Source organism: Agrobacterium sp. SUL3 (assembly GCF_001263295.1).
GTDB lineage: Bacteria > Pseudomonadota > Alphaproteobacteria > Rhizobiales > Rhizobiaceae > Agrobacterium > Agrobacterium tomkonis.
This window is the reverse complement of sequence record NZ_KQ414498.1, coordinates 453,019-478,231: the sequence shown is the minus strand read 5'-3', so window position 1 is coordinate 478,231 and position 25,213 is coordinate 453,019. Positions and strand designations below refer to the sequence as shown.

28 protein-coding genes are annotated in these 25,213 nt (G+C 59.1%); 13 read left to right on the top strand and 15 right to left on the bottom strand.

Features of this window, described 5'->3' with window-relative positions; all coding sequences use genetic code 11:
* Positions 1 to 54: 54 nt before the first annotated feature.
* A complete protein-coding gene (locus AKG12_RS02510) occupies positions 55 to 549 on the bottom strand; it encodes a DUF1579 domain-containing protein (protein WP_046798572.1) in 495 nt (164 codons plus the stop codon).
* 26 nt (positions 550 to 575) lie between these two features.
* On the bottom strand, positions 576 to 1,304 hold the full coding sequence (locus AKG12_RS02505; RefSeq protein WP_046798571.1) for a DUF899 domain-containing protein: 729 nt from the start codon (positions 1,302 to 1,304) through the stop codon (positions 576 to 578).
* A 150-nt stretch (positions 1,305 to 1,454) separates the two neighbouring features.
* On the opposite strand from AKG12_RS02505, the gene AKG12_RS02500 reads away from it, so the two are divergent.
* Together AKG12_RS02500 and AKG12_RS02495 are read left to right on the top strand one after the other, a co-directional pair.
* Positions 1,455 to 1,901: a MarR family winged helix-turn-helix transcriptional regulator gene (locus AKG12_RS02500; RefSeq protein WP_046798570.1), complete on the top strand. Its 447-nt coding sequence runs from the start codon at positions 1,455 to 1,457 to the stop codon at positions 1,899 to 1,901.
* Positions 1,902 to 2,014: 113 nt separating this feature from the next.
* Positions 2,015 to 2,437 (top strand): YciI family protein, encoded by a 423-nt coding sequence (locus AKG12_RS02495; RefSeq protein WP_046798569.1) that lies wholly within the window; start codon positions 2,015 to 2,017, stop codon positions 2,435 to 2,437.
* A 192-nt stretch (positions 2,438 to 2,629) separates the two neighbouring features.
* Here AKG12_RS02495 and AKG12_RS02490 read toward each other — a convergent pair whose 3' ends face one another.
* The 3 genes from AKG12_RS02490 to AKG12_RS02480 form a co-directional block, all read right to left on the bottom strand.
* On the bottom strand, positions 2,630 to 3,391 hold the full coding sequence (locus AKG12_RS02490) for an RES family NAD+ phosphorylase (protein ID WP_052817490.1): 762 nt from the start codon (positions 3,389 to 3,391) through the stop codon (positions 2,630 to 2,632).
* A complete protein-coding gene (locus AKG12_RS02485; RefSeq protein ID WP_046798939.1) occupies positions 3,351 to 3,734 on the bottom strand; it encodes an MbcA/ParS/Xre antitoxin family protein in 384 nt (127 codons plus the stop codon). The genes AKG12_RS02490 and AKG12_RS02485 overlap by 41 nt, the downstream gene beginning before the upstream one ends.
* Before the next feature lie 95 nt (positions 3,735 to 3,829).
* Positions 3,830 to 4,252, bottom strand: coding sequence for an organic hydroperoxide resistance protein (locus AKG12_RS02480; RefSeq protein ID WP_003511906.1), 423 nt, complete (start codon positions 4,250 to 4,252; stop codon positions 3,830 to 3,832).
* 194 nt (positions 4,253 to 4,446) lie between these two features.
* Here AKG12_RS02480 and AKG12_RS02475 point away from each other — a divergent pair, with 194 nt between their 5' ends.
* Both AKG12_RS02475 and AKG12_RS02470 read left to right on the top strand, forming a co-directional pair.
* Positions 4,447 to 4,905 (top strand): MarR family winged helix-turn-helix transcriptional regulator, encoded by a 459-nt coding sequence (locus AKG12_RS02475; RefSeq protein WP_046798567.1) that lies wholly within the window; start codon positions 4,447 to 4,449, stop codon positions 4,903 to 4,905.
* Positions 4,906 to 5,082: 177 nt separating this feature from the next.
* The gene (locus AKG12_RS02470; protein WP_052817488.1) at positions 5,083 to 5,850 is read left to right on the top strand and encodes a hypothetical protein; all 768 of its coding nucleotides are present in this window, start codon (positions 5,083 to 5,085) and stop codon (positions 5,848 to 5,850) included.
* 48 nt (positions 5,851 to 5,898) lie between these two features.
* Here AKG12_RS02470 and AKG12_RS02465 read toward each other — a convergent pair whose 3' ends face one another.
* The 3 genes from AKG12_RS02465 to AKG12_RS02455 all read right to left on the bottom strand — a co-directional run bounded on the left by AKG12_RS02465 (position 5,899) and on the right by AKG12_RS02455 (position 9,040).
* A complete protein-coding gene (locus tag AKG12_RS02465; protein ID WP_052817486.1) occupies positions 5,899 to 6,981 on the bottom strand; it encodes a calcium-binding protein in 1,083 nt (360 codons plus the stop codon).
* A 269-nt stretch (positions 6,982 to 7,250) separates the two neighbouring features.
* Positions 7,251 to 7,976 carry a L,D-transpeptidase gene (locus AKG12_RS02460; RefSeq protein ID WP_003494344.1) on the bottom strand — a complete coding sequence of 242 codons (726 nt, stop codon included), beginning with the start codon at positions 7,974 to 7,976 and terminating at the stop codon, positions 7,251 to 7,253.
* 155 nt (positions 7,977 to 8,131) lie between these two features.
* Positions 8,132 to 9,040 carry a L,D-transpeptidase gene (locus AKG12_RS02455; protein ID WP_052817484.1) on the bottom strand — a complete coding sequence of 303 codons (909 nt, stop codon included), beginning with the start codon at positions 9,038 to 9,040 and terminating at the stop codon, positions 8,132 to 8,134.
* Between the two features lie 167 nt (positions 9,041 to 9,207).
* Here AKG12_RS02455 and AKG12_RS02450 point away from each other — a divergent pair, with 167 nt between their 5' ends.
* Positions 9,208 to 11,922 (top strand): heavy metal translocating P-type ATPase, encoded by a 2,715-nt coding sequence (locus AKG12_RS02450; protein ID WP_052817482.1) that lies wholly within the window; start codon positions 9,208 to 9,210, stop codon positions 11,920 to 11,922.
* 146 nt (positions 11,923 to 12,068) lie between these two features.
* Positions 12,069 to 12,851, top strand: coding sequence for a glycosyltransferase family 32 protein (locus tag AKG12_RS02445; RefSeq protein ID WP_052817480.1), 783 nt, complete (start codon positions 12,069 to 12,071; stop codon positions 12,849 to 12,851).
* 26 nt (positions 12,852 to 12,877) lie between these two features.
* Here AKG12_RS02445 and AKG12_RS02440 read toward each other — a convergent pair whose 3' ends face one another.
* The 3 genes from AKG12_RS02440 to AKG12_RS02430 form a co-directional block, all read right to left on the bottom strand.
* Positions 12,878 to 13,843, bottom strand: a complete 966-nt coding sequence (locus tag AKG12_RS02440; RefSeq protein WP_052817478.1) for an alpha/beta hydrolase family protein — start codon at positions 13,841 to 13,843, stop codon at positions 12,878 to 12,880.
* Positions 13,844 to 13,971: 128 nt separating this feature from the next.
* Positions 13,972 to 15,597 (bottom strand): cisplatin damage response ATP-dependent DNA ligase, encoded by a 1,626-nt coding sequence (locus AKG12_RS02435; RefSeq protein WP_046798562.1) that lies wholly within the window; start codon positions 15,595 to 15,597, stop codon positions 13,972 to 13,974.
* A 1-nt stretch (position 15,598) separates the two neighbouring features.
* Positions 15,599 to 16,609, bottom strand: a complete 1,011-nt coding sequence (locus AKG12_RS02430; RefSeq protein WP_052817886.1) for a ligase-associated DNA damage response exonuclease — start codon at positions 16,607 to 16,609, stop codon at positions 15,599 to 15,601.
* 238 nt (positions 16,610 to 16,847) lie between these two features.
* Between AKG12_RS02430 and AKG12_RS02425 the strand changes: the two genes are divergently transcribed.
* Both AKG12_RS02425 and AKG12_RS02420 read left to right on the top strand, forming a co-directional pair.
* Positions 16,848 to 17,165: a type II toxin-antitoxin system RelE/ParE family toxin gene (locus AKG12_RS02425; RefSeq protein ID WP_309581397.1), complete on the top strand. Its 318-nt coding sequence runs from the start codon at positions 16,848 to 16,850 to the stop codon at positions 17,163 to 17,165.
* A complete protein-coding gene (locus tag AKG12_RS02420) occupies positions 17,146 to 17,445 on the top strand; it encodes an addiction module antidote protein (protein WP_197283291.1) in 300 nt (99 codons plus the stop codon). The genes AKG12_RS02425 and AKG12_RS02420 overlap by 20 nt, the downstream gene beginning before the upstream one ends.
* Before the next feature lie 31 nt (positions 17,446 to 17,476).
* Here the strand turns inward: AKG12_RS02420 and AKG12_RS02415 are convergent, their stop codons facing one another.
* Entirely contained in the window at positions 17,477 to 19,006 is a 1,530-nt protein-coding gene (locus AKG12_RS02415) for an MDR family MFS transporter (protein WP_052817476.1), read from the bottom strand.
* 141 nt (positions 19,007 to 19,147) lie between these two features.
* Here AKG12_RS02415 and AKG12_RS02410 point away from each other — a divergent pair, with 141 nt between their 5' ends.
* Positions 19,148 to 19,663, top strand: a complete 516-nt coding sequence (locus AKG12_RS02410; RefSeq protein WP_046798935.1) for a MarR family winged helix-turn-helix transcriptional regulator — start codon at positions 19,148 to 19,150, stop codon at positions 19,661 to 19,663.
* A gap of 82 nt (positions 19,664 to 19,745) precedes the next feature.
* Positions 19,746 to 20,405, top strand: coding sequence for a glutathione S-transferase family protein (locus AKG12_RS02405; RefSeq protein ID WP_052817474.1), 660 nt, complete (start codon positions 19,746 to 19,748; stop codon positions 20,403 to 20,405).
* 137 nt (positions 20,406 to 20,542) lie between these two features.
* Here the strand turns inward: AKG12_RS02405 and AKG12_RS02400 are convergent, their stop codons facing one another.
* Together AKG12_RS02400 and AKG12_RS02395 are read right to left on the bottom strand one after the other, a co-directional pair.
* A complete protein-coding gene (locus tag AKG12_RS02400) occupies positions 20,543 to 21,166 on the bottom strand; it encodes a glutathione S-transferase family protein (RefSeq protein ID WP_046798558.1) in 624 nt (207 codons plus the stop codon).
* Between the two features lie 154 nt (positions 21,167 to 21,320).
* On the bottom strand, positions 21,321 to 22,319 hold the full coding sequence (locus tag AKG12_RS02395) for an asparaginase (protein ID WP_052817880.1): 999 nt from the start codon (positions 22,317 to 22,319) through the stop codon (positions 21,321 to 21,323).
* A gap of 73 nt (positions 22,320 to 22,392) precedes the next feature.
* On the opposite strand from AKG12_RS02395, the gene AKG12_RS02390 reads away from it, so the two are divergent.
* Positions 22,393 to 23,145 carry a DUF3750 domain-containing protein gene (locus tag AKG12_RS02390; RefSeq protein ID WP_046798557.1) on the top strand — a complete coding sequence of 251 codons (753 nt, stop codon included), beginning with the start codon at positions 22,393 to 22,395 and terminating at the stop codon, positions 23,143 to 23,145.
* A 5-nt stretch (positions 23,146 to 23,150) separates the two neighbouring features.
* Here the strand turns inward: AKG12_RS02390 and AKG12_RS02385 are convergent, their stop codons facing one another.
* Positions 23,151 to 24,494: a chloride channel protein gene (locus tag AKG12_RS02385; protein ID WP_052817876.1), complete on the bottom strand. Its 1,344-nt coding sequence runs from the start codon at positions 24,492 to 24,494 to the stop codon at positions 23,151 to 23,153.
* Between the two features lie 145 nt (positions 24,495 to 24,639).
* Between AKG12_RS02385 and AKG12_RS02380 the strand changes: the two genes are divergently transcribed.
* Entirely contained in the window at positions 24,640 to 24,915 is a 276-nt protein-coding gene (locus tag AKG12_RS02380) for a YlcI/YnfO family protein (protein WP_046798556.1), read from the top strand.
* Positions 24,912 to 25,211, top strand: coding sequence for a type II toxin-antitoxin system RelE/ParE family toxin (locus AKG12_RS02375; RefSeq protein WP_046798555.1), 300 nt, complete (start codon positions 24,912 to 24,914; stop codon positions 25,209 to 25,211). The genes AKG12_RS02380 and AKG12_RS02375 overlap by 4 nt, the downstream gene beginning before the upstream one ends.
* The last annotated feature ends 2 nt before the right edge of the window (positions 25,212 to 25,213 follow it).

Here is a 25,213-nt window from a genome sequence, read left to right as displayed (position 1 = left end):
CGCCCGCCGCGGGGCGCGGCGGCGCTGGTCTTTGCGGCTCGTTCCGGCAGGGCCTTACCCCTTGCGGCGGAATTCCGATGTCATGAAGGTCTTGAATGTGCCATCCGGCTGGCGGACGCTGCCGGAAAAGCTGCGGTGATTGTCGTCATGCAGCACCAGCACATCGCGATAGGTATCGATGCGGCCGGAACCGTCAAAGGCGGGGCCTTCGGCTTCCAGTGTCAGGGTCTTGCCGTCCTCTTCCAGCCAGCCCCTGTAGACCCAGAGATAGGTCATCATCGACCCTATCCAGCTTCCGACGAAATTGCCCTTGGCCGGGTCGAAACCGACCGTGATCACGGCTGTCATCTCGTCACCGTCGGGCATCTTGCCTGTGCCCTCGCCGACGATCCACAGCCCTCCGATGGAGCGGACCGTCTCGGTGAATCGCTGCGACGGGTCGTCGGCGTCATAATTCTCATGGCCGGAACTGGCGGTCATGACCCAGTCACCAACGATTCTCGACAGGAATTCATGTTCCTTCTGCGGCTTGGCGCTTTGCATTTCCATTATTGTCTCCTCCTCGTCCGTCCGTTTCAGTGGCAGCAGGCTGCAGCTTTCGGCGCGTCCTCATATTGATCGTGCCGGCGCACCCAATCCATTACGCCGTCTTCATTACGGCCTTTTGGCACCAGATCGAGCAGCATCAGCGTACCGAGCGCCTGCTCCATGCCGCGGGCATAGGCCGAGTAAGTGTGATAAATCTTGCCATCTTCGCCTTTGGCGAAAATGCTGACGCCGTGCAGATCCTTCAGGTCGCCCATCGGTTCGATTTCACGGTAATTATAGGTGATGGCCCCGCCCTTGATATCCTCATCACGGAAGGAAGCCTGATAATCATAGTTGAAATCGCTGTCCGCTGCGGAAACCCACGGGAACTTCCAGCCCATGCGGTGTCTATAGGCTTCGATCTTTTCAAGCGGCGCGCGGGAGACCGCGACAAAACCCGCATCGCCATGTTTCAGATGGATCATCGCGCCATCGACATGGTCGGCGAAAAAGGAACAGCCGGTGCAGCCCTCCTCCCAGTCAGGCGCCAGCATGAAGTGGTAAACGATGAGCTGGCTGCAATCGCCGAACAGTTCCTTCAGCGATTTCGGGCCGGAAGGCGCATCGAAAATATAGTCCTTCGTCACCTCTTCCCAGGGCAATGCGCGCCGCGCCTCGTTCAGCCGGTCACGGGCGCGGGTCAGTTCCTTTTCCTTCACCAGCAGATCGCGGCGAGCCGCAAGCCACTCTTCATTCGAAACAACAGGATGAGACATGATCTTTCCTCCTTGGATCCGTCTTTCACCACGGCGCCACTCCGCTCCACCGGAGGACACCGCCTATTTCTGCATTGAAAGTCAGTTAAACCATCAGCGGAGCATCAAGTTCCGCTTGACTAATTAGGTTGATATCAACATATTTATCGCATGTCAAACGCCAGCGTGATTCCTTTTTCGACAACTCTTTTCGTGCGGGACGCCTGTCTTTGCCTGCACGCGCAGCGCGCTGCACGGGCCTTGGCGCGGCTGTTCGACAATGCGCTGAAGCCTGTTGGCATCAATAATGGCCAGTTTTCCCTGCTGATGTCGCTGAACCGGCCGGAGCCGCCGCCGATGGGGCCGGTCGCCCATCTTCTGGCCATGGACCGGACGACGCTGACGGCGGCATTGAAGCCGCTGGAACGGCGCGGGCTGGTCAGCATCGAACAGGACCCGAAAGACAGGCGCGGCAAGCGGCTGCGGCTGACGGCGGATGGCATGGCCGTGCTTGCGGCGGCCTTTCCCATCTGGGAACAGACTCATGCGGAAATCGAAGCGAAAATCGGCAGTGGCGACCCCGACCGGCTGCGTCGCGATCTTATCGATCTCGGCTGACAGCACGACGGCATGACGCCACTTTTATCGGCCAGAATGTCATCGGGCCGTCGTGCTGGAAAACGAAACTACGGACGAAACTACCCCGAAAACGCAATCCAGGAGGAAAAATCATGCGTGCAATCGTTTTTGTAAAAGCCACCAAGAGCAGCGAAGATGGCGTCATGCCCACGACTGAACTCATGGCGGCAATGGGAAAATTCAACGAGGAACTGGTCAATGCCGGCATCATGCAGTCCGGCGACGGGCTGCACCCCTCCTCCAAGGGCAAGAGGGTTGTTTTTGATGGCGACAGCCGAACTGTCGTTGATGGCCCCTTCCCGCACACCAACGAGCTGGTTGCCGGCTTCTGGCTGTGGACTGTGAAGGACATGGATGAAGCGGTGGCATGGGTGAAACGCTGCCCCAACCCAATGTTGGAGCGCAGCGAAATTGAAATCCGTCCGCTGTTCGAAATGGAAGACTTTGGCGATGTCGTAACGCCGGAAATCGCAGCGCATGTGGAAGAGCTGCGCGCCCGTGTGGGCAAGCAGTAGCGGGACTCATGCTTACGGCCGGGTCTGAACCGGCCGAGGGGATGCCGCTTGTTTCTTCTCCCCGCCGGGGAGAAGTCCGCGGCAGCGGGATGAGGGGGCAAGCTCTCCGTAAATCTCTACCACCGTTGCCCCCTCATCCGACCCTTCGGGCCACCTTCTCCCCGCCGGGGAGAAGAGAAACAGAGCGCCACCTCACCCCAGGAGGCCGGCCAGACGCGGGTCATTGGCAAAATCCGAGACAAAAAAGCCCGTCCGGCGCATCGGGAATTCGCACAAGGCCTGCACCCCGGTTTTCGACAAGTGAATGCGCCAGCTCATCCGCTCTACCGGCGTTTTGGCCGCAAAGGCCTTTGGCGACAAAATTGCGATGTTAAGGCCACCTGCGGGATCGCGCACCGAGCGGTAGAGTATCGCCTCAACCTTTGCTTCACGCGCCTGCTCCGCCAAGGCCTGACACGGCTCGTAATTCGTAAGATCGGTCCACAGCGCTTCGTTACGGCTCAGCTCCGGTTTCGTCAGGTCAAGTGCGGCATCCGTGGCGACACGGGCGGCGAAGGCGGAATATTCGGCAGGATTGGCGGGCAGCGGCGTGCCCGGCGATTCGGCATAAAACAGCAGCCGGTAAAAGGCCATTTCGGCAAGCGCCGTCTCCACCTTTGCCGCGGCGTAATAAACACCCTCGGTGAAACCCGCACGGCGAAAACGCGAGCCGTGCGGATAGGCTGCGCCATAACGGAAAGGCGTGGCGAGAAGATAATCGAGACCGGCGCATTCGGGCGGAAACGGCCGCTTGCTCGTCTCGAGAATATCTTCCAGCAGCGATTGCTCCTCCACCGTATCCACCAGCTTCATGGTGGAAACCTGATGCTGCGCTTCCACCAGCCGCCAGTATTTTCCCGATGCGGCGCGTTTTTCAGACAGGAGCGCGTCGGGCGTCCAGATAGGAGAGGACATCGATCAATCCGGTAATGGTGGTCAGCTTTTCGGCAGGTACGGCGTTCAGCGCCGTATTGTGATTACGCAGCCAGTTTTTCGCAACGGTCTCGTCACCGCCGGCAATCGCGTCCAGCGAGCGGAAAACCCGGACCAGCAGCACCGCCAGTTCGAAGGACTTGGCGCCCGGCTCCAGCAGGAAATCCAGCCTCTTCATGCGCGACACGGTGGGGGCGGAAACGCCGAGAATATCCGCCGTGCGGGCGGCATTCAGGCCCAGCCGCTCGGCAGCGGCAATAACGGCCTTGGTGACGACCCTGCCCTGCGCTGCAGGATCCATGGCAGTCTTGGCGTGAATATTCATGGCGCACATCCTTTCCTCAGAAAGAATATAGCATATTTATTTCCACGAACAAGAAGGCCGGGATAAACCCGGCCCACTTTTTGATAGCGGCAATATCAGGCCACAGAAACCGGCACTTCCGTAGAAGTGCGCATGGCGTGGCTATAAGGGCAAACAATATGGGCGGCGGCGACCAGTTCTTCTGCCTTTTCGCGCTCCAGGCCGGGAATGTTGACCTTCAGCGACACTTCAATGCCGAAGCCGGTGCCGTCTTCGCGCGGGCCGATGCCGACAGTTGCCGTCACAGTGGTGTCTTCCGGGATCTTTACCTTCTGCTTGCCGGCAACCGCCTTCAGCGCGCCGAGGAAGCAGGCCGAATAACCGGCGGCGAAAAGCTGCTCCGGGTTGGTGCCGCGGGCACCGTCACCGCCCAGTTCCTTCGGAACGGTCAGCGTTACGTCGAGAACGCCGTCTTCCGACTTGGCGTTACCTGCACGGCCACCGGTGGCGGATGCTTTGGTCGTGTAGAGAATAGGCATGGCATTTACTCCCTTCGGGTTGGTGTTGAGTGGTTTATAGCGAACAATTAAATTGTGCGCAATATGATTTTGCACATTGAATGAAATTTTGTTTTTTGCGATAGTTTTCACGAAATTTCGCCGCACATCCATGTGGCAGGAACCGAAAGCGGGGGCCGATTGTTCCCTCCCCGGTTTTATTTTGGAGCAGGACTATGGGCGCAGAGGGCAACGACACGAAGATGGAAAGCCTGTTGAGGCTGGACCAGCAGATATGCTTTGCCCTTTATGGCGCAGCGCACGCTTTCACACGCGCCTATAAACCGCTGCTCGACCCTATCGGACTGACCTATCCGCAATATCTGGTCATGATGGCGCTCTGGGAAAAGCAGACCTCCACCGTCAAGGCGCTGGGCGAAATGCTGGGGCTGGATTCCGGCACGCTGTCACCGCTGCTGAAAAGGCTCGAACATGCAGGGCTGATAACCCGCAAACGCGGCACGGTGGACGAGCGGCAGGTGCTGGTGGCCTTAACGCCAAAGGGCGCCGACCTCAAAAAGGAGGGCGTGAAGATCATGGCCGCAATCGGCGGCGCCACCGGCTGCGAGCTGGAGGAACTGGCGCAGTTGCGGGACCGGGTTAACGCGTTGAAGGATGGTCTTTCGAAGTCCTAACGCCCCTTGAAATCCAGGGGGTGTTGAAGTATTTATTTACCAATTCCCGATAAAGTTGCATTTATATTTTATGCAGCTAAAATGACTTTTAGCTGCGTTTCCAGCCTCGGAAGCCGGTGAAGGACTTTTGCGGCAGATTTCAAAAGGCATGCGATGACTTTGATCTCTGCGAATTCAATGGCGCTGACCATTCTTAAACAAACTTTTTCGGCCCCAAAAATATCAGGCAACGACGCCGCGACCACGATCCTCGGAATGGTAGCCGGAAGCCAGCAAAAAACTGCGCAAGCCATCGAAACGATTTCGACGCTCGCTTCGCAGGCTACCAAAGCAAAGCTGGAAACCGTCGCAAAAAAAGAAACCGTCTCCGCCGCCATTCCGCAGGCGACGATGAGCGCTATGAACGCCGCAGCCACGAATATGATGTCGTCCTACTATGTCAATCCGATTGAGCGGACAGTGGAGAATGCGGAATTCCTCGTAACCGACCTGATCACAAGAGCTGCGAGGGCCAGTCCCCGCTATGTACCTGAAATTATTGTGCTGCCGCGTGACGAATATAATGCGCAGTATGCTGAATGGGGCGCAAAACGCATCGCGAATGGTGAAGACGAAGCTCTGGTTAAAAAGCAAGTCGAATATTTCACCAGCGACAAGAGTTATAACGGAAAAGTTGAAATTGCAGAGCTTAATAACTCCCTTAACGGAAGTTATTGCGAGGTGTCACGTCACGATATGTATTACAGCGAGAAAGCTTTAAAAGAATTTTTCGGCTCCGCCATAACTCTTAAATTTGGGGAAAACGGCCAAGTGTCCGTAACACCAGGCATTCTATATTATAATAATGGACAGAAAATGATCGCGTATAAAGAAAACGGTGAACTGGAAATATTTGACACAAATGGAAATATGACGAAAAAATATACGAAACCCGAACTGGTTTAGTACGATCAGTAAAAGGCTCCGCCGCAATTGCGACGGAGCCCGCCTTGATCATGCATAAGCGCCAAATTCGAACATTGAACTGTTGAGTGACGCTGCGGGGACGCCCTCAACGATAATCTCCAAACCTTCTACGCTTATATTCGCATATCCATTTGCTTGATCGACAATTGTAAAATCAGAAAAATCGTCCGCGATTTCGGTAGTGAAGCGCAGGCGATCTATTCCCACTTCAAAATCTTTAATTGTGTCCTGTACACCTTTGACCGCAAAGTAGAATGTATCTTCGCCAAGGTCTCCCCAAAGAAGATTTGTTCCTTCTCCACCTTCGATTATATCGTTTCCTATCCCCCCGTTGAGAAGATCGTTTCCTACCCCACCGTGCAACTGGTCATTTCCCACATCGCCAGACAACTGGTCGGAACCTTCTCCACCAATGAGCTTGTCGTCACCGGTTCCTCCGAAAAGCTTATCGGTGCCCTCTCCACCGCTAAGCTGGTCGTTTCCGGGTCCGCCATAAAGATTGTCATCGCCCGCGTCACCGGACAGATTGTCGTTACCGCCCTGACCATCCAGATAGTCATTGCCGGTGCCGCCGAACAGCCAGTCATTGCCAGCGGCATTCAATTGCGCCGGCCAGGGATTTACCGCGGTCGTATCACCGTACAACGTGTCGTCTCCGGCGTTGCCAAAGAGCAGATCGTCACCGCCGTCGCCTTCGATCCTTTCCCCAAGCTGACTACCGACGAATATATTACTGTTCTCGCGGCCATAGATCGTCACGCCGGGCGACATGTATGTGACGCTCGAAAAATCTGCCATTCCAGCGAAATAGACTGGTTTTACCGGCCAGGAGGTGGCGCCGTTAAACTCGATACGTTCCACGCTGTCCAAGCCATTGTGGTCGATCATCACGGCAGTCCAGGAGTAGTAATACTTCGGAGCGACGTAAATGGTGTCTACACCCGCGCCACCGATAAACTTCTCCCATCCGTTTCGAACACCACCCAGAGTGCCGGTCTCGCTGCCGCCAAGCTGAAATACGTCGTTTCGCGCCACGCCATAGCGATCACCGTAAAAGATTTCGTAAGGACTTGTACCTACCTGCCAACTATTTGAGAGATAAAGAGTCATGCCATTCACTCCTCGATTAACGACAGAGATATTAGGATGATTTAAAATATGGGAAATTCATTTCCGTAAAAACAATGAATAACCCGCGCTTATTATAATAAAAAATCAATATGAGTCACGATATTTTTAAATATACTATGGAATTGAATGTTAATATTAAAAACAATATTGATATATTAGAAATAAATAATGGCCACAACACGCTTCGTGTTGCAGCCATTACTCGTCAATTCACTTACCGGACACCTTCTTAATGCGTCCGGTTAGACCTACTGCCAAACCACCACACGCGCCTTCTGCGGCACGCGGTCATAGAGGTCGATGACGTCCTGGTTCATCAGGCGCACGCAGCCGGAAGAGACGGCCTTGCCGATGGAGTTCCATTCCGGCGAACCGTGCAGGCGGTAAAGCGTGTCCTTGCCGTTCTGGAAGATATAGAGCGCGCGGGCGCCGAGCGGGTTCTTCAGGCCCGGCGGCATGCCGCCATTCTTGGACGAATATTTGACCAGTTCCGGCTGGCGGGCGACCATTTCGTCCGGCGGGGTCCATTTCGGCCATTTCTGACGCCACTGGATGACGCCTTCACCCGACCAGGCGAAACCGTCGCGGCCGATGCCGACGCCGTAACGCATGGCGCTGCCGCCCTGCTCCACAACGTAGAGGAAGCGCGAGCGCGTATCCACGACGACGGTGCCGGGGCGCTCGCCGGTCGGGTCGACGACCCGCTGGCGATAATAACGCCGGTCGATTTTCTGATAGGGGACAGCGGGAATGACGTAACCGCCATCTTCAACCGAGCCGTACATGACGGCCAGTTCCGCATCGCTGACGCCGGGCGAGAACATCTGGCGGAAATCGCTGCCGATGGCGCTCGCCTGCTGGCGGATCGCGTCTCCCGTGCCGGATGAGGCGCAGCCCGCCAGAAGCGAAGCGGAGGAGATGCCGAGAAGGGAAAGAAAGGTGCGTCTGGAAAGATCTGTGTCGGTGCTTGTCATAAGGCCGGTTTGTCCCACATTTCGAACGGCTATATCGCCGTTGTACGTCATTTGTTCCGTATCATGCGTATTGCGAAAATAGTTAACCGACCGCTAAAAGCCAGTCACAAGGCGCCGGAGGATTGGAGCCCGCATCTCTTTCTTTTAGAACGTGGTCAGATAACCACAATCTGCGCCCCTTTGGGCACACGCTCGTAAAGATCGATGACATCCTGGTTGAGCATGCGCACGCAGCCGGAGGACGTCGCCTTGCCAACGGACTGCCAGTCCGGCGTGCCGTGCACACGGTAAAGCGTGTCCTTGCCGTCCTTGAAAATATAAAGCGCACGCGCGCCGAGCGGATTGTTGAGACCCGGCGTCATTCCGCCATTGGCCGCCGAGATGGAGGTGAGTTCCGGCTGGCGCCTGACCATTTCGTCCGGCGGTGTCCAGCGCGGCCATTTCGCCTTCCACTGGATCTTGCCGCGGCCCGACCATGCATAACCATCGCGCCCGAGACCGACGCCGTAACGGATCGCCTTGCCGCCCGGCTGCACCAGATAGAGGAAATGCTGTTTGGTATCGACGATGATGGTGCCGGGCGCTTCCGCCGTCTGATAGCTGACTTCCTGCCGCAGATAACGCGGGTCGATGCGCCCATAAGGAATGGCGGGCAGTGAACGGTCCTCGTCGCGGATCGGGCCATACATGACCCGATGCAGCGGATTGGAAACCGGCAGGCCATAGGTCACCATGCGATCCGGGGCGAGCGGTGCGGCCTGCCCCTGCACCTGCGGCGCGCTCAGGCCCTGTCCGCGCACCGGCGGGCCGTATTCCTGATGGAAGCGGGTTCTGAACAGATCCGGCGGGCGCGTCGAAAGCTGGCCCGGCTGCGGCGGCAATTCCGGCTGACGGTTTGAGCTGACGGAATTGAAGTTGAAGACCGGCGCCGTTTCCCGCACGAAGACATCCGGATCCATCCGGGTCGTATCCGTCACAAAAAGGCAGCCGCTCAGCAGCGGCAGAGCCGCAAGACCCGCAAGAGAGGCCGCCCGGCGGCAGTGTTTCATAAAGAGTGCTGTCATCTGAACCGCTTCATGGAATCCAATATGCCGCCATGATGAACCGCGCGGCTGGCGCGAAGCTGGTGTGAACTTTTCAAAAAAAATCGGGAAATTGCATTTTTGCCCTTGAACCTCTAGTTGCTAGAGGTGCCAGATTGGCTGTCGACTGGAATTCAGGAGCGAAAACCATGAATATTTCGACACGCGGCAATCTGAACGGGGAATCAGGAGACCTGACCTTCACGGTCGGCGGCATGGATTGCGGCAGCTGTGCGGCAAAGATCGAAACCGCGCTTTCCCGCCTGCCCGGCGTTGCCGACGTCAAGGTGTCCGTTGCACGCGAAAGGTTGAACCTGTCGCTGGCGGAAGACAAAACGTCGATTGCAAAAATCGAGGATACGCTGCGCAAACTCGGCTTCAAACCCGCTTTGCTGCCGCAGGAGAAGGCTCCGCGCGAAAAGATCGCAGCGGAACCTCACGACCATGAGCATGACCACGACCATTCATCGTGCGGAGGTCACCACCCTGCGGAAGCCGCCCCCAGCGTTGAGCAGAACAACGCCCTGACATTTTCGGTGGGTGGCATGGATTGCGGCAGCTGCGCCGCGAAGATCGAAACCGCACTTGGCCGCCTGCCCGGTGTTGCCGACGTCAAGGTATCGGTTGCGCGGGAAAGGTTGAACCTTTCGCTTGCCGAGAACACAACCCCCACCGCAAAAATCGAGGATACGCTGCGCAAGCTCGGTTTCAAACCCGCCTTGCTGGCGCAAGACAAATCGGCGCGAGGCAAGATGGAAGATGACGGGCACGACCACGGGTCCTGCAACGGTGATCATGATCATTCAGGCCATGATCACTCGGGCCATGATCACTCGGGCCATGACCATTCCGGGCACGATCATGCGGACCATGACCACGCCAATTGCAGCGGTCACAACCATGATCACGCCGGGCATTCGCATGCAAAGGCACAGCCCGCGGCCGTGACGCCAAGCGCCGAGGTGGGACACGCCCATGGCGCGGACGAAAAGGGTGCATGGTGGCGCACGGCGAAGGCGCGCAACACTTTCACCGGCACCATTCTGGTCGCGGTCGCCTATGCGGCGGAACTCACCTTTCCGGCCTGGGGCGGTTATGCCTTTATCGTCGCCACGCTGGTGACGCTGTTTCCGATTGCGCGCAATGCCTTCAACGCCGCCCGTTTCGGCGCGGTCTTCACCATCGAAATGCTGATGACCATTGCCGCCATCGGCGCGATCTTCATCGGCGAGGCGGAAGAAGCCGCCATCGTCGTTCTGCTCTTTTCCATCGGCGAATTGCTTGAAGGCTTTGCGGCCGCACGCGCCCGTTCGGGCATCAAGGCGCTTGGCTCCCTGCTGCCGAAAACAGCGCTGGTCGAGGAAAACGGTACGCTCCGTCAGATGCCTGCCGATCAGGTGCGCATCGGCCAGGTGGTCGTGGCCCGCCCCGGTGACCGCATCGCCGCCGATGGCGTGGTGATGGAGGGCGAATCGAGTGTCGACGAATCGCCGATGACCGGCGAAAGCATCCCGGTCGCCAAGGAAAAAGGCGCCCGCGTTTTTGCCGGTTCGATCAACCATGACGGCTCGCTGCGCATCCGCGTTGACCGCGCGCCGGAAGACAACACCATTGCCCGCATCATCACGCTTGTCGAAGAAGCGCAGGACGCGCGCGCGCCGACTGAGCGCTTCATCCAGAATTTCTCGCGTTATTACATGCCGCTGATCGTGGCGATCTCCGTGCTCACCATCATCGTGCCGCCGCTTGCCGGTCTCGGTGACTGGGATACCTGGATTTACCGCGGTCTCGCCTTGCTGCTGATCGGTTGCCCCTGTGCGCTGGTCATCTCCGTTCCCGCGGCCATCGCCTCCAGCCTTTCGGCTGCGGCACGCCATGGCATGCTGGTGAAGGGCGGCGCCGTCATCGAAATGCTGGCGCGCACCGAAACCGTCGCCTTCGACAAAACGGGCACGCTGACGCTCGGCGAACCTGTGGTGACCGACGTGGTGGCGCTTGACGGCAACGAGGCCGGACTGATTGCCGAAGCCGCAACCATCGAGCATGAATCGAGCCATCCGCTTGCCAGAGCCATCGTCAACCATGCCGAAAAGGCCGGCGTGAAGCCCCTGCCCGGCTCCAACATCAAGGCAATTTCCGGTCGCGGCATGCAGGGCAATGTCGGTGGAAAAGACCTGTTCATCGGCGCGCCGCGCTTTGCAACCGAAGTCGGCACCCTCTCGAAGGAACTGGCCGACCGCATCACCGCGCTTGAGAGCGAAGGCAAGACGGTGGCCGTGGTCATGGCCGGCGGTGCCGCAAGCGGCCTCTTCGCCATGCGCGACGAACCGCGCAAGGATGCGGCTGAAGGCATCAAGGCGCTGAAGGAAATGGGCATTTCCTCGCTGATGCTGTCGGGCGACAATGCCCGCACGGCGCGTGCCATCGGCAACAAGCTGGGTCTTGAAGCACGCGGCGAACTCCTGCCGCAGAACAAGGTCGAGGAAATCCGCAAGCTTGCCGCAAAGAAGACCGTGGTGATGGTGGGTGACGGCATCAACGATGCACCGGCGCTTGCCGCCGCCAGCGTCGGCGTGGCCATCGGCTCCGGCACTGACGTGGCGATGGAAGCGGCCGATGCGGCTCTGATGCGCAACAATGTCGGCGATGCCGCCCGCCTCATCGGCCTGTCACGAGCCACCATGAGCAACATCCGCCAAAACGTGGCGATCTCGCTCGGCCTCAAGGCCGTGTTTCTGGTCACGACCGTCACCGGTCTGTCCGGCCTGTGGCTGGCGGTGTTTGCCGACACCGGCGCGACGGTGCTGGTGACTGCCAACGCCATGCGGCTGCTTGGTTACTTCAACAACAGAACCTCCGCATAAATCCTGTCGAAACCGGCCAGGCCTCGTCATTTGGGGCCGGCCGGCCTTACTTGCTGCTTATTGACAAACTAATTGCGTACAATAAATACCGCGTACCGCCGTTCCCACGCGCGTGACAATCGATTCCACACGCAGGAGCGCTGAACTTGGCAAAGCATGGCTATAACCGCATTGCGTATCGTGCGATCAAAGTCGGCGGAAATATCGTCAAGGTTATCTTTTCCGTCGATTTGTTTCTCCGGCCGGGCAGAAGAAAAACGCTTCCCGATCATCGGCCTGCGCGACGGCAGCCGAAATCGGAAAAAGCCATTCCGCGCATCATCTGGCAGACGAATTATTCCAACCGCGTCACGATGCCAATCTATGCGAACTTCCTGTTCAACCGGTGGCTGACTCCGGAATTCGAATATCGTTACCATGATGACGAGGCGTGCCAGGCCTATATCGACCGCCATTTTCCCGGACGTTACGCCGATGCCTTCCGCCGGTTGCAAGTCGGCGCAGCCAAGGCGGATTTCTGGCGTATTCTGGTCCTTCTACAGGATGGCGGCATCTATCTTGATATCGATTCGAATTTCGCAGCGCGCCCGGAAGATGCGATCAGCCCAGACGAAGAAGCCGTTTTCATCGCCATGAAAGACGGCGAAGTGACGAATTATTTCATGGCCTCCAGACCCGGTCATCCGGCGCTGAAGCTAATAGCCGATCGTATCGCCCAGAATATCGAAGAAGGCACACTCGTCAGCGTCTATGACATGACCGGCCCGACGGTGGTGCATGCCGTGGTCAAGGAACTCGGACTGCCTGTTCGCAATTACAGGGAGATGTGTACCCAAGGACAATTCACCAACAAGCGCGCCCAGTATGCCGACAAGAAAGATGGCGCGTGGTGGGCGGAGCAAGCCAAGACATCCATCGTAAAGGGCTGAAGGCTACGCCCTATAATCGGGATTTTTCAACCGAACTGATTAAAAAAACGGATGCTTTCCGCAACCGCGCCCGGGACCACGCCATTGTGGGTGCCGGGCAGCAGTTTTTTATCAACCTTGAACCCGGACATCAGGGCACGATCCACAAAAAGCTGGTGATCGGCGTCAAAAGGCCGCTCCTCATCGCCGCGCAGCAACAGGGCCGGACATTTGAGGCTGGGGCCGAAACAGACTGAGGAGCGCATGATGAATTCGCGCTCGTCGGTTTCGTCGAAACAGATCTCGTCCGAATAACGGTTGAAATAACGCCATGAATTGACGCCCGCCGACATGGGTGCGGCCGCACGGAATTTGCGGCTCATGGCGGCGAGCAATGTCAGCGTGCCGCCATTGGAATGGCCGGCAATGAAGAAGCGCTTTTTATCGACGCCGGGCAGGTTTTCCAGATAGGTTGCCGCCGCCAGCGCATCCGCCGTTTCATTGTAGAAACCGGAATAATTGCCACTCTGGCCGTTCTCGCCCCGGAAAGACGGCAGCAGCACGACAAAACCAGCCTCCCAATAGGGCTTCATCAGCGCCCAGTGGCCGTCTCCCGTGGCATTGCCGCCATGGAGGAAAAGCACTGCCGGCTTTGGTGTCCTGGAGGGCTGAAAGTGGGAGAGCCAGGCGACAAGCTCGATGGAACCATCAGGCCCGCCGGGATAGGTGACGCGTTCCGCGCCGGGCGGTGTGCCAAGCGCCGAGGATTTTTCCGGCGCGGCCATCTTGCGCAGCAGGTGGGTGTGAAAATGTTGGCGGGCCTCCGCGTAATCCTGTCTTTCGAGCGGCAGAACCTCAGGGGCGACAATGCCGGCTTTCGCACCCTGCGGCAGAAGCGTTGCCACAGACAGGCCCATGGCGCCGGCAAGCAGGCCGCGCCGTGTCAGGCCCTGGCATATCACGCCGCTCTCTTCCTGTCCGAAGGCTGAGGAAAGAAAGCGTTTATCGGCCATGGGTGCACTCTGAGTACGGGGATGGAGATATTAGCAGTTCAGCACTGCGGCGGGAGACTGTCCAATCACGGATTCGCGAATGACAACAATGTATTCGCAGCATTCATGGCAATTTCTGGACGGCCACCCTACCCTTCCGCGCCATCGATCATCGCCACCAGTGTCGAAAGCCGATCCGCCTCGGCCGGCAGCTTGTCGGCCCTCAGCCGCGCAATGCGCGGAAACCGCATGGCGACGCCGGATTTGTGGCGGGTGGAGCGGTTGATGCCCTCGAAGGCCACCTCCAGCACGAAACCGAAATCGGGCGTGGCACGCACCGCCCGCACCGGGCCGAAACGCTCGACGGTATTGTCGCGCACGAACTTGTCCAGCACTTCGAGTTCCGCGTCTGTGAAGCCGAAATAGGCCTTGCCCACGGGAACGAGCTGTTCGCCATCCTCGCCTTCCGCCCACACACCAAAGGTGAAATCGGAATAATAGCTCGATCTTTTGCCATGGCCGCGCTGCGCATACATCATGACCGCGTCGATATTGTAAGGGTCACGTTTCCACTTGAACCATGGCCCCTTGGCGCGGCCTGCCTGATAAGCGCTGTCGCGGCGCTTGATCATCACACCCTCAATCACCGGATCGGGCGGCGCGGCGCGCAGCCTGTCGAGCTCGGTCCAGCTGGAAAAACCAATCAGTGGCGATAGATCGAAGCGGTCATGCGGGGCATGCTCGATGATGTCAGACAGCCGGCCGCGACGCTCCAGATAGCTCTGCGCGCGGATATCTCTCTCGCCATCGAACAGCAGATCGTAGGCGCGGATGAAGGCGGGGTAGTCGTCCAGCATCTTTGCCGTCACCGTCTTGCGGTTCAGGCGCTGCTGCAAATCCGAGAAGGTGCGGGTGAGATTGTTGGAGCGCGCGGTGCCGCCAATCAGCAATTCACCATCCATCACGCCTTCGAAATCAAGCGCATCGAGTACATCCGGGAATGCCCCGGAAATATCGTCGCCGGAGCGGGAGTAAAGCTTTCGCGTCTCCCCGGCGCGGGATAGCTGCACGCGAATGCCGTCCCATTTCCATTCGGCGGCATAATCGGCCGGGTCTAAGCCATCGAGATCGCCATCGGCCACCGGTGTGGCCAGCATCACCGAATGGAAAATGGCGGGCGTGGCCAGCACCGGCCGGTCCGACTTGCCCTCCAGCCACGCAAAAAGCGAGGTGTAGGGCGGCGTCAGACCGTGCCAGAGGGTTTCGATTTCGGTGATGTCTTTTCCCGCAAAATCCGCCAGTGCCTGCCGCGCCAGCCGCGCCGAAACGCCGATGCGCAGGCTGCCAGTGGCGAGTTTGAGGAAGGCGAAACGTGAAGAGGTATCGAGCCGGTCGAGCAGATCGCGCACTGCGCCGCGCACCTCGGTGCGCCCCAGTGAATTCATCAATGTGACGACTTCGCCGAGTCGCGGATCCTGCGCCTCGGAATCGTCAGAACCGCCGATATTACCCCAGACCAGCGAGATGGTTTCGGCCAGGTCGCCGACATAATCGTAGGAGTAGCGAAACAGCACTTCGTCCATGCGCTCCAGCACAAGTTCGCGCAACAGGGCCGGTTTGACGCTTTTAAGGTCCAGCGTGCCGGCAATCGCCGCCAGCCCGTAACCTCGATCGGGATCGGGCGTATCGCGGAAATAATCGGTGAGAAGCTTGAGCTTGCCGTTGCGCGAGGGGGTGAGGACAAGGCGGTCGAGAAGCGTGGCGAAGGCTTTCATCTCAATCCCCCTCGTCTTCGTAACCGACCAGATGCAGCGGCTTGGCGGCGATGCCCTGCAATTCGCACCAGCGCACCAGCGCCTCTTCGCGGCCATGGGTGACCCAGACGGCTTGAGGGCCGATTTCCTTGATGGTTTCCAGGAGTTCCGGCCAGTCGCAATGGTCTGATATGACCAGCGGCAATTCCACTCCGCCCTGCTTCGCCCGTTGCCGCACCATCATCCAGCCGGATGCGAAGGCGATCAACGGCTCGTTGAAGCGCCGCGCCCAGCGTTCCTGAAAGGCCGAGGGTGGGCCGACGACGATCGCGCCCTTGAAAGCGGCGGGGGTACTTTTTTCCAGTGTCGCGGGCCTGAGATCGCCGAGATCAATGCCCTGCGAGACATAATAATCGCAGAGCCTCGCCAGCGCGCCGTGGATGTAGACCGGCTCGGCATAACCATTGTCGCGCAATAGCCGGATAACGCGTTGCGCCTTGCCGAGCGAATAGGCGCCGACCAGATGGGTGCGTTCGGGAAATTGTTTGATGGAGGTGAGCAGCTTGGCCGTTTCCACACGTGGCAGCGGATGGTGAAACACCGGCAGACCGAAGGTGGCCTCGGTGATGAAGACATCGCAAGGCACCGTCTCGAACGGCGCACAGGTGGGATCGATGCCGCGCTTGTAATCACCGGACGCGACAATGCGCATGCCGTTCATCTCCACGGAGATTTGCGCCGAGCCCAGCACATGGCCAGCCGGGTGGAACCCGACAGTGACGCCGTTCACCGCCACCGTTTCACCGAATGCCACTGCCTGCTCGCTGCCGCAGAAATCCTCGCCGTAACGGATACGCATGATATCGAGCGTCTGCCGCGTGGCCAGCACCGCGCCATGGCCGGCACGGGCGTGATCGGAATGGCCGTGGGTGATGAGCGCCCGCGCCACGGGGCGCACGGGATCGATATAAAAATCGCCCGCCGGGCAATAAAGCCCCTTCGGCGTTGAGTTCAACAGCTGTTCCGGCTTCATATTCATTGAGATAGGGCCGCCCGCGCGAATGTAAAGTGCTGCGAGCATAACGCGGAACGGGCGTAAAATTTCCCGCAGGGGTGTTTTTGTTTTGCCGTCACCTCCCTGTCATTTCGGTTTTGAGCCGGGGCTGTATCGAGTTGTGACCGCAGTTCGCACACAAGATCAGCGTAAGACCGGCTTAGAGGACAATCATGAGATTTGAGCTTGCGGGAATGTATCCATTCGGATACATTTTATGATGAATAGTTTCGAGAAATCGGCAGAGTTCGACGAATGGCTGAAGACTTTGAAAGATCGCACCGGAAAGGTGCGGATTCTTCATCGCCTCACGGCAGCCGCGCATGGGAATTTCGGCGATTGTGCGCCGGTGGGTGCAGGCGTTTCAGAAATGCGTATCCACTATGGTCCGGGTTATCGGGTCTATTTCAAGCGCATTGGCAAGAGGGTTTATTTCCTGCTGGTCGGCGGGAATAAATCTTCGCAGAAGCGGGACATAAAGCGCGCAATCGAGATGGCGCAAACAATAGAAGGGGATGGCAATGACGGAATTTAGCAAATTCGATGTGTCGGACTATCTGGATAGCGATGAAGCCATGATCGAATATTTGGCAGTGGCGATGGAAGACGAAAACCCCGATGTGTTCATTGCCGCCCTTGGCGCAGTCGCAAGAGCTCGCGGAATGTCGCATGTCGCGGATGTGTCGGGTCTCGGCCGGGAAAGTCTCTATAAAGCGCTTAAACCCGGTTCGAAGCTCCGCTACGAGACCGTGCAGAAAGTCCTGCATGCGCTGGGCTTCCGGCTAGCCGTCGAAAAATCATTGGACGCCGCGTAAGGCCGGCGTTTACGCGGCGGCCTTCACCACCCTACTCCCCCGCTGCTTCAGCCGGCTTCGCCTCAACCGCGGCCGGCAGGCGCACCGGCTTCAGCATCAACGCTGCCGCAAGGCCGATGGCAGCGGTTGCGGCGGCCGCGAAGAATAGCGGCGTAAAGGCATCCGAATAAAGCGAGGCAACGGCGGCCTGTGAGGCGGCGGGCAGTTCGGCGAGCATTTTCGGCGTCAGTTCCTCTATTCTGCCGACACCGGGGATATTGACCGCCACGCCCTTGAGGCTGGAGGTGACGATCGCGCCATAGACCGAGATGGCGATGGCGGCACCACCCATGCGGGTCAGCGTCACCGCGCCGCTCGCCGCACCGATATCCGCCTTGGGCGCGGAATTCTGCACACCGATGATCGGCGCCTGCTGGCCGAGGCCAACGGCGAAACCCTGCACCAGCATCAGTGCCGCAATCAGCGCCAGCGGCGTGCCCGCATGCATTTGCGTGAACAGCAGCATGGCGACGAGATTGATGGTGAGCCCCGCCACCGAGAAGGGCTTGTAGACACCGGTGATCGAAATCAACCGTCCTGCCGAAAGCGAGCCCATGACGATGCCGCCGGTGACCGCGATGAAGAACAGGCCGGCATGGGAGGGGGAAAGGCCGGTCGTGGTCTGCAGGAACAGGGCGTAATAATTGACCATGCCGATGCCGATGCCGCCGCTGGTCAGCGAGACGATCATGAGCAACGGAAAGGTGCTGTCCTTGAAGAGCCTCAGCGGCACCACGGGCTCCGGCGCGCGGCGCTCCACCTGTACCCACAGGAAAGCGGCGATGACGGCGAAGGCGATGATGCCGAGGCTCGGGCCTGCGATCAGCGAGCCGAACAATTCGCTGCTGTCAGCCCAGAAGACGACGCTGGCAATGGTGGCCGCCAGCAGAACCGCACCGAGATAATCGATCTTCGGCTGGCGCGCCGGGCGGCGGTAAGGCAGCATCAGCGCCAGACCGGCGATGACGATAATGCCGAGCGGCAGGTTGATGAGGAAGATCGACCGCCAGCCGAACAGGTCACTCATCGTGCCGCCGAGGATCGGGCCGACACTGCCTGACGCCATGATGGTGAGGCTGGAATAGCTCTGGTAGCGGGCGCGTTCACGCGGCTCGAACAGATCCGCATTGACGGAGAAGATCGACACCATGATGCCGCCGCCGCCAAGCCCCTGCAGCACGCGGGCGGCAATCAGGCTATCCATCGACCAGGCCAGACCGCAGGCGAGCGAACCCAGCGTGAAGATGACCACCGCCGCGATCATCACATATTTGCGCCCGAACAGATCGCCGAGCTTGCCATAGACAGGCATGACCGCGCTGGTTGCCAGAAGATAGGCGGAGCCGATCCAGCCGAAACGTTCCAGCGCGCCAAATTCGCCGACGATGGTGGGCAGCGCTGTCGATACGATCTGGTTGTCGAGCGTGGCCATGAACATGGCCAGCATCAGAAATAGGAAAACGATGAGCCTGCGCCGATGATCCGACACAAGCGGCGCCACGGGGGCTGCGGACATATCCATGAAAAATCTCGTTGAGTTCCGGCATATTTATTGCGACAATTTGTGTGCTATCAGCATATATATGTCAATGGCAAGTTTTTGACATCCATGCTATTCGCGCTAAATGTGATCGCGAACGCGCAAGAAGAGGAACGGCTGAGAGTGGCGACTGAGGAAAACTGGAACGAAGATTTGCCCGAGGACATCAAGCGGATCGGCAATACGATGACGCGCATGCGCATCATGATCGGCCGCCGCATCATCGGCCGCATGGCGCTTGCCAAGCTCGCTCCGGGTCTCGAACTCTCGCATATCGACGTTCTGGATATTCTGCGCCGCTCCGAAGGTGATGTCACCGTGGGCGCGATTGCCGAGGGCATGCGCATCGATCCCTCACGCGGCAGCCGCGTGGTGGCGGATATGGTGGGGCGCGGCCTGTTGAAACGCGGCGTCTCGCAGGAAGACGGCCGCCGCAGCATCGTCGAAATCACACCGCTCGGCACCAGCCTGCTGCAGGAAATGCGCCGCACCAAGATGAGCGTCATCGAGGATGTGATGGACGGTTGGCCGGCGGAGGATGTGGAGACTTTCGCCCGCCTCTTCGAGCGGTTCATCGACCGTTTCGAATACCGGCTGTCGCCGGATACGGACTTGCTGACGGATCAGAAAAAATCATAGTTGCCCCTGATATCTGCAACTTCACTTTAAAGCGGCGAGACCGTAACGTGCCGCCATCGAACAGGTTCAAGGGGTAATTTCGATGTTGACGATTTACGGTGTCTACCGGTCCCGCGCCACGCGCACGCTGTGGCTTGCGGGTGAACTGGGCATAGAATTCAAGCACGTGCCCGTGATACAGGCCCGCCGCCTTGCCGATCCGCTGGCAGCGGATGCGCCGCTCAACACGCTGTCTCCAGCATTTCTCGCCGTCAACCCGATGGGCACCATTCCCTGCATCGAGGACGACGGCATGGTGCTTTATGAATCCATGGCCATCAATCTTTACCTCGCCCGCAAATATGGCGGGCCGCTCGCCCCGGTCGATCTGAAGGAAGATGCGGCGATGCTGCAATGGTCTTTCTTTGCCGCGACCGAGATCGAAACCAATTCGCTGAAGATTTCTTCCGCCATCGCCGAGGGCCTGTCGGAAAGCGACAGCGGCAAAGCGGTGATCGATGTTGCCGCCCGCCTGCTGAAACGCCCGTTCCGGGTGCTGGAGCAGCATCTTTCCCGCCATGACTATCTGGTGGGCGATCGTTTCACCGTCGCCGATCTCAATGCGGCGGAAATCGTCCGTTATGCGCAGGGCCACCAGCCGCTGTTTGATGCCCATCCGGCGGTGAAAGCCTGGCTCACCCGCTGCCAGACGCGCACGGCGTTCAAGACGATGTGGGATACGCGCGCGGCCGAGGCGGCTTGACACGAGCTTTGGGCGCGGACTGGAGACGTCCCTCCGTACTCAACGTCATCCCCGGGCTTGTCCCGAGGATCCAACCACGTCAAATAAAATCAATACGTTGCAGATCCTCGGGACGAGCCCGAGGATGACGACAGTAACTATTGACCCCTCTCGCTCGCCAGCGCCCGCTGTACCGCCGGGCGGTCGTTCATGCGGCGGAAGTGGTCGTGCACTTTCGGGAACCGGGCAATATCCACGCCGTCGCTTTCCAGCCAGCCGGACATGACGAAAAGATAGGGATCGGCCACCGAATAGGCCGTGCCCAGAACCCACGGGCCGTGCAATAGGCCGTGCTCGATCAGTTCGAAGCACTCGCCCATGGTCTGCGGCACCTTCGCCTTCATATCCGCCAGCGAACTATCGTCGTTCGCCCAGCGGCTGCCGCGCCGGCCATGGGCGTGCGCGACATGTACGGTAGAGGAAATGAAGGCGTTGAAGGACTGCATGACGGCAAATTCGAAGGGATCGTCAAGCGGTGCGAGCTTCTTCTCCGGAGCCATCTGGGCGATGAAGGCGAGGATGGCCGGGGTCTCGGTCAGCACCCCGCTTGCGGTGGCGAGCGCCGGTACGCGGCCTTTCGGATTGATCTTCAGAAATGTCTCGGAGCGCTGTTCGCCCTCGGCGAAATTGACGCGGTGGGCCGTATAGGGCAGGCCGGATTCCTCAAGCACGATATGGCTGGCGCGCGAGCAGGAGCCGGGGGAAAAAAACAGGGTGAACATGGATATGCGACCTCCAGTGCAATGAAGGCGTCCACCCTCGTGCGGACGCCGCGCCTTACGCTCGGCCAGAGACGGCCATCACGCGCAGGGCAAGCCATCATCGTGCCGGCAACCGGCGGCGTCAAAGCTTTTATCGCATTTTTGACGCCGGATTTTACAGCCCGACGACTCTGACGTCGCCGACGTGGATGCCGTTCCAATTGCGCATCTGCCGGTTGGCCATGCCTGTCAGAGCCTGCTGCTCGGCGCTGCCCTCATCGAAATAGCGGGCGAGCAATGCCGAGACCATGGCTTCGGCCGCGCGCGTGGTGCCGTCTTCGCATTTCACCGCCATGGCAATACCCTTTTCCGGCAGGGCCGCCACGAAGACACCTTCAGCGCCGGTTTTGGCGAAAATCCTGCCCGGTGCGATCTGCATCAGCTTCGTGCAGGCGCGGCCGGTGCCTGCCACGTAAAACGGTTCCGCCATGCAGGCCTCGATGAGACGACGCGAGGCTTTGGCGCGGCCCGCTTCCAGCCCCGTGCCCGTCGCCATCCTGGCGAAACCATGCGCCAGCCCCGTGAGCGGCACCGCATAGGTGGGGATGGAGCAACCATCGACGCCGCAATTGTCATGGCCGAGCGTCGCCCCCGTCAGGCTGGCCATGGTGGCGCGGATTTCCTGCTGCAACGGGTGATCATAACCGACATAGCCCTTGGGGTCAGTGCCCGTGTGGCAGCAGGCGCAGATGAAGCCGGAATGTTTGCCGGAGCAATTATTGTGCAGCGCAGTCGGTTTTTCCAACGTGCGCGCCTGATGGATGATGGTTTTCTGGTCGGATGACCAGTGCGCGCCGCATTCCAGCGTCTCCACATCCCGCCCCGCTCTGGCCAGCATGGAAGCGGCAAGCGCTGCGTGCTCATCTTCACCGGAGTGGGAGGAACAGGCAAGCGCCAGTTCGCGATTGCCGAAACCATAGGCATCCGCCGCGCCGCTTTCCACCAGCGGCAGCGCCTGCATGGCCTTGCAGGCGGAACGCGGGAAGATGCCGCGCTCGACGTCACCTGCGGAAAACACAACGCCGCCATCACCATCCACCACCACGGCGAGGCCCTGATGCCGGCTTTCGACGAGGTTTCCCCTGGTGACTTCGACGGTAACGGAATTGTTCATGTTCGCAGCCTCAAAAAGTTCTGATTTTATGTCGTTGATACCGCAATTGATTTTTCGATGCACGGGGCTACCAGTGAAATTTGCAAAACGTCTGCTGCTGGCGATTGCCATAATCTATCTGCTTCCCGCTCTGGCATCGGCCGGCTTGTGGGCGATGCGGGATCATCCGCAGGGCTGGCGCGATGCCCGCTGGTCTTCCTCCGGCACCCTTCCGCTAGCCGGAGCCGACAAGCAGGCTGCGATTTACGTGTTTTCCGCCATGACCGGCGGCTTCAAGGGCTCCGTCGCCAGCCATGCCTGGATTGTGCTCAAAAAGCCGGGTGCGACGGCCTATGATCGCTACGACAAGGTGGGTTGGGGAACGCCCATCCGCCGCAATGGCTATGCGGCGGATGCCTATTGGTATTCCAACACGCCGCGCGAGGTGGTGGCCATTCACGGCGCGGCGGCGGAAAAGCTGATCCCCAAGATCGAGCAGGCAATTGCCGATTATCCCTATGGCAAGCCGGGCGGCTATCGCATCTATCCCGGCCCCAACTCCAACACCTTCGTCGCGCATGTGCTGCGCAGCGTACCGGAACTCGGCGTAGTCCTGCCGCCTGACGCGGTGGGACGTGATTACTTGCCGAACGGCGCGTTTTATCATGTTGCCGACGACTGGAAGGATGCGAGCGTTTCGCTGGGCGGATTGTTCGGTATTTCGGCGGGAACGCGCAGCGGTTTCGAGATCAATTTTCTCGGTCTGGTCGCGGGTATCGATTTCAGCCGACCGGGCGTTAAAATACCCGGACTTGGGTATTTCGGGGTGGCCGGCGCACGCGTCTGACGCCATCAGGCATCGGTGGCGTGACTTGCCCTTTTTGCGCGGATGGCCTGGGCGATGAAAACGCGCGACAGGCCGTGATACAGCGGCTCCCGGGAGAACAGGCGGGAGGTCAGATATCCCAGCATCGATGCCACCATGATGGGGATGACGCCTTCATGATTGCCGGTCATTTCGAGGATGATGACAAAAGCCGTCATCGGCGCCTGCACCACGCCGGCGAAATATCCTGCCATGCCGACGATCGCGCCGAGGCCGATGCTGGTGCCGAGCAGAGCGGCCATGGTGCTGCCGAAACCGGCACCCACGGACAGGGAGGGCGCGAAGATGCCGCCGGGAATACCCGACATCATCGCAAGAAAGGTCGCCGCCAGCTTTTCGATGAAGAAGAAGGTCGGAGCGGCTTGCCCCTCAATCGCCGCACGGGCCTGTTCGTAGCCGGTTCCAAAGGTCGCGCCACCCGTTGCAATACCGATGACGGCCGAAGCGAGGCCACAGGCGGCAGCAACCGCCAGCATTCGTTTTAACGGCATGGCCTGCGCGAAACGCCGGATGCGGGCGGACAGTCGCAACGCCCCGGCGCTGAAGAGCGCGCCGAAAGCGCCGCCGCCAATGCCGCAGATCAGCACCAGAAGCCAGTCTGCTGTCGTTTTCGCCAGAACGGAACTCGTACCGAAATATGTGTAGCTGCCGACCAGCGCCAGCGAAGCAAGGCCGGACAGGATGACGGCGGTGAGAACGAGACCATTGGCGCGGGATTCGTAGGTTTTACTCATTTCCTCGATGGCAAAGACGATGCCTGCCAGCGGCGTATTGAAGGCGGCCGCGATGCCCGCCGCCGATCCGGCGAGGATGAGACCCTTCGCCTGCGCCATACCGCCCCAGCGGGCAGCCTGCAGCATGATCGAGGCACCCACCTGAACGGTCGGCCCCTCACGCCCGATCGAGGCGCCGGACAAAAGACCCGCCACCGTCAGCACCACTTTGCCGAAAGCGAGCTTCAGCGACAGAAGCCGCGAACGATCCGCATCATCACGCAGATGCCGCGCGGCGATCGCCTGCGGAATACCGCTGCCACCGGCATTGGGGAAAACCGTCAATGCCAGCCAGGCGCAGAGCGTGAAACCGAGTGGTGTTATGATGAGCGGCAACAGGAACGCCCACGGCCCCGAAGAAGTGGCCGCGAAGAAAAGATGCTGGGCGCGATCCGCCGCCCATGCAAAACTGACGCTGATGACGCCCACCGCAAGCGCGCCGATCCAGAAAACCGCCCGCGGTTTCCAAGCCCGCCACGACCCCCAGACAACACGGGAACGGCGGAGCATCTTCAGCTTCTTGTAATCGACGGGCATGGCGGTCCAGATCGGTGATTTTGCATTCTTCAGGCGGGACGCCCGTTTATCGACCTCTCGGGCAGGGATTGCAAGTTTCGCATTTGACATAGCGTCATAACCGGCTCATTCTAAGCATCGCAATTGCAACGCATGGAGGTGCAACATGAAAACGGCGACATTGCCCTCGCTTCGGGTAACGGCGGATTTTCGCGAGGCGGCGGAAAGCGTGCTGAAGGACGGCGAAACGCTCTCTTCCTTCGTTGAGGATTCCGTGCGCAGGGAAGTGGAAATCCGCAAATCGCAGGCGGATTTTATTGCACGCGGGCTGGCCGCGCGTGAAGAATCGAAGAAAACGGGTGTTTATCACAGAGCGGAAGATGTGCTTGCCGAACTGAAAATTATGCTTGACGCAAAGCTCACTGAAGACGACGACAAGTGACATATCAGGTTTTTCTCGCCGACAGAGCACGCGACAACATAACGCGTCTATATGCTCATCTCCTTCGCCAGGACAAACATGCGGCGAAGCGAGCTTACAGGGCAATCGAAAAGGGGATCGCCGCACTTGCGGACTTTCCAATGAGTTGCAGAAAAGTTGATGCGGAAAGCCCGTTTCTGCGGGAATTTCTCATCCCGTTTGGGTCTTCGGGTTATGTCATTCTCTTTGAAATAGAGAATGCCGAGAAAGTAACAATCCTCGCGATCCGCCACCAGCGCGAGGATGACTACCACTGATC